The organism is Mesorhizobium sp. M7A.F.Ca.US.006.04.2.1 (assembly GCF_004022915.1).
GTDB lineage: Bacteria > Pseudomonadota > Alphaproteobacteria > Rhizobiales > Rhizobiaceae > Mesorhizobium > Mesorhizobium ciceri.
The window spans coordinates 1-3,149 of record NZ_RZQA01000762.1; the positions used below are offsets into that span (position 1 = coordinate 1).

The 3,149-nt window shown below is 62.9% G+C and carries 3 protein-coding genes and 2 pseudogenes; 2 read left to right on the forward strand and 3 right to left on the reverse strand.

Annotation, left to right across the window (positions count from 1 at the left end):
• Positions 1 to 2: 2 nt before the first annotated feature.
• The gene (locus EN925_RS29580) at positions 3 to 236 is read right to left on the reverse strand and encodes a GlsB/YeaQ/YmgE family stress response membrane protein (RefSeq protein ID WP_128337128.1); all 234 of its coding nucleotides are present in this window, start codon (positions 234 to 236) and stop codon (positions 3 to 5) included.
• A gap of 179 nt (positions 237 to 415) precedes the next feature.
• Positions 416 to 817: a hypothetical protein gene (locus EN925_RS29585; protein ID WP_245460995.1), complete on the reverse strand. Its 402-nt coding sequence runs from the start codon at positions 815 to 817 to the stop codon at positions 416 to 418.
• A gap of 452 nt (positions 818 to 1,269) precedes the next feature.
• Between EN925_RS29585 and EN925_RS41015 the strand changes: the two genes are divergently transcribed.
• Both EN925_RS41015 and EN925_RS29600 read left to right on the forward strand, forming a co-directional pair.
• Positions 1,270 to 1,527, forward strand: coding sequence for a hypothetical protein (locus EN925_RS41015; protein WP_245460994.1), 258 nt, complete (start codon positions 1,270 to 1,272; stop codon positions 1,525 to 1,527).
• Positions 1,528 to 2,222: 695 nt separating this feature from the next.
• A pseudogene (locus EN925_RS29600) lies at positions 2,223 to 2,363 on the forward strand (phosphatidate cytidylyltransferase); the annotation flags it as partial.
• 15 nt (positions 2,364 to 2,378) lie between these two features.
• On the opposite strand, the pseudogene EN925_RS29605 reads toward EN925_RS29600, so the two are convergent.
• Positions 2,379 to 3,149, reverse strand: a pseudogene (locus tag EN925_RS29605) (AI-2E family transporter); the annotation flags it as partial.

A 3,149-nucleotide genomic window follows, 5' to 3' on the forward strand; every position in this document is an offset into this window, starting at 1 on the left:
GATTAGGAGAAGAAAATCGCCCCGAGGGTGGCATTAACGATCAAGCTTATCGTTCCGCTCCCGAGATGGACGCCTAGGCGGGGCAGCAGCCATTCCCCGATGAACGCGCCGATGATTCCGATTGCGATGTCCCCGATTAGACCAAAGCCAGAGCCCCGCACGATCTTTCCGGCCAACCATCCGGCAATAAGGCCGACCACCAATATGACTATGATGCTCTCGTTCGTCAGATGCATGGTGATCCTCCGGGCCCTCGTTTTGGCTGCGCGATTCCATGTCTGCAACCAGCAACTGGTTCCATAGCCGATCCTCTATCCCAACGAAAGCCAAAGCGCGTCTGTCGTTCGACGCGACCGCCGTGGGACCCAAAGCAATAGGACAATCGACAGCATGATCATCAAATTGCGACCGCTACTTATCGAACCGAGTCAGGGATCAACTTCTGGAAGATCCTTTCGTTCTTCGCCCGCCATGCTTCATCGGCGAGCCACAGATATTCCTGGTCGGGCATCAACGGAACGGCGTTCACATCGGCACTAGAGATGCGCAGGTAAAAGCTGTTTCGCTCCTCATCGACTTGCAGATACCGAAGCGGGACGACGATGCTGTCTTTTCCAGCGATGAAAAATCCGCCTGAGGCAATGACCGCGTAGTCCCATCGGTCCTTCGTCCCGATTACAACGTGCGAATTTCGCCATCGATCTTGTCGCCCGAGCCGAGGGATCTTCAACGTCAGAATCTCGTCGCGCTGGCTTGCGGTGACTCGCCATCGCTGGTCGGCACGGCTGCCTAAGTGGCCGTCGTTGCGGCTCGGCAACAGCCGACATAGCCAGCGCCGGCCGTAGGGTGGCGGCCGAACGCAGGCTTGTCGCTGGGACTCCCCGCCGCGCTTGGAAGCATAGGTTTCACGGCCTCAATGGAAGCGCCTCTGCCGCGACTAGCCTGGCCCGATCCAAGCTTCTTCCCGGCTTGTAGGGCGCGGCATCTGTCCGAGATGGCGGGCGCTGCGCATCCTCAGCCGCAGTCGCTGTCGGCTGACAGGGGACCTTTCATCCTGACACAAATGCGCAAACCGGCGTGTTACGGTCTGATGATGTTACGTCACCGTTTCGAGTGCCCCCAAGCAATGGAGAGTTCGCCACGTCCAGGATCAACCGTCGCGCTTGGCTCTTCCAATCCAGCAGTGCAGTCGTCACCTCGACGGTTGCGGCAACTGCAGTCGGCATGGAGCCGCCGGGCCAAGACCCAGAACCGTCCGACAATATGCGAATGCTGATTGAAGTTCACAAGGCAGCATACTTGTCCTTCGGCGAAGCCTTGCACGGAATAGCCGGTGGCAAAAGCGACCCCGCTAGAGCCAGCCGGGAGGAGGAGAGGGCGCTGCTCGCCATCTGCAGCTATGCTGCGGTTCGGGAAGGGGATCGCCTGGCCAAGGCCCAATATATTTTAGAGATCGAGGCGCGCGGCGAACTCGATCTCGCCGAGCATGTGCAGGCTGTTCTCCGATCGATGATGTGGAAGGGATGATCCGGCGGCACGGGGACGGTCAGCTGCTTAACGACTGGCATGCTGAAGGGTTTCGGGTGCCGTCGGGTGCACGAAGCCTCTCATGCCGGAACCCGGGGTCCGGGCGCGGTGAGCTATGGGGATTTTTGTTTCGGGGTGTGCCGGCGTCTATCGCGGACACCCGCAGGGGCACTGATGGCTGGTCGAGCATGCGGCTTCTGGGCGAGGTCGGAGAGCTTCTTGCGGTGATTGCGACGGGCTTCACGTGCCTGACGACCGGCGCCATAGGAGGCGCGCATACCTTCCCGTTGACCCGCGCCGGCAGGGCGCCGTCGTACGAGGAAGCGGGGCCATGCCGGGTCATGAGTCGTTCTCCCGGTTTGTCGCTGTTTGGCTTGGCGGTCCGCGCGGTTGCCGGCACCGGTCGAACACCTCTATTAGATCATACGCCCGCCGCAGCACGGGGACTGCGGGCGGAAGGCGTCCGGTTCCGCCGGCGGATCGTTCGTGACGGAGGCGCAGCCGCGAGCAGGTGGCGGGCTAGCGCGAGGCAGTCTCGCGAGAGCCGCCTGCGAGCAAGCCATAGTGGCGGATGCGATGGAACTCGCGCGGCAGACATGGAGCAGGAACCGGCGGATGAACTCGTCTGTGGCGAGCGTCATGACCTGCTGGCGGTCGGTGCCGTCGCGGCGACAATCCTTCTAGCGGAAGGTGACGCCAGCCGCTTCGAAGACGATCAGGGCGTCAAGGACTGAGGCCACCTGATCGAAGGCCGTGGCCGCATGAGGGACCGTGCCGATAGCCTGGTCTTCGCCGCGCCGTTGTTCTTCCATACGGTGTGCCATTTCTGGACGTAAGGGGCGCTGGCGGCCTCAGCTTGCAACCGCAAGCGGCGCTTTCTTCGCGACGGGCGGCCGCCGGCCCAAGCGACGCTTGGCTGCGAGCTTGAGCGCGACCGGCGGCCCCCTGGACAGGGCGCCACGCACTGCGTCGACCATGCTATGCGCCACGAAGTCTGCATTGATGTCATTGGCCAGCTTGGCGGCCGCCTCCTTGTCGTCGTTGCCGGCCTCCGACCAGAATATGATGCCCACCCGCAGAGCGACCTTGGCGCGCTTCAATCGGCGAACCAGAAAGCGGGCGTGCTTGACGGAATCCCGGTTCAGGAAGCCGACCACGACGGTGTCGACAGCGTCGAGTTCGAGGCGACGAATGCTCGCCGGTTCCATATCGGCGAAGCTCGCCCTCGACACAGTGGCGCTCTGGACTTCGAGCACCTGCGCCAGCATGGCGGCGGCGGCATCGTCGAGTTCGCCACGCCCGCCGGCACAAAGAACCGACATGTCGGTGCCATCGGGCAGTTGGGGATCGGTCTCACCCTCTCCCTCCGCCTCTTTTGCCGCATCCGCGCCGGCATCCCCGGTCGCGGCCGGCTCATCGTCCTCAGCCGCCTCCTCCTGGGCGCTGTCGGCGAGATTGGCCACGAGCATCTGGGCGCTGGCCGCCACTTGCCGCCGCTGCTGGTCGCCCATTACGCCACGGATGCGGTCCTGCTCGCCGAGCAGAAGCGCCGGAATGGCGACCTTGTCGTAGAATTCGACCAGATATTTTTCCTCCAGAATTTCCTCGGCATGGTCGGTGGC

Excerpts from the sequence above, each read along its gene's own strand:
- EN925_RS41015 (WP_245460994.1), top strand. The coding sequence starts at position 1,270 with ATGCTGATTGAAGTTCACAAGGCAGCATACTTGTCCTTCGGCGAAGCC.
- EN925_RS29580 (WP_128337128.1), bottom strand. The coding sequence starts at position 236 with ATGCATCTGACGAACGAGAGCATCATAGTCATATTGGTGGTCGGCCTT.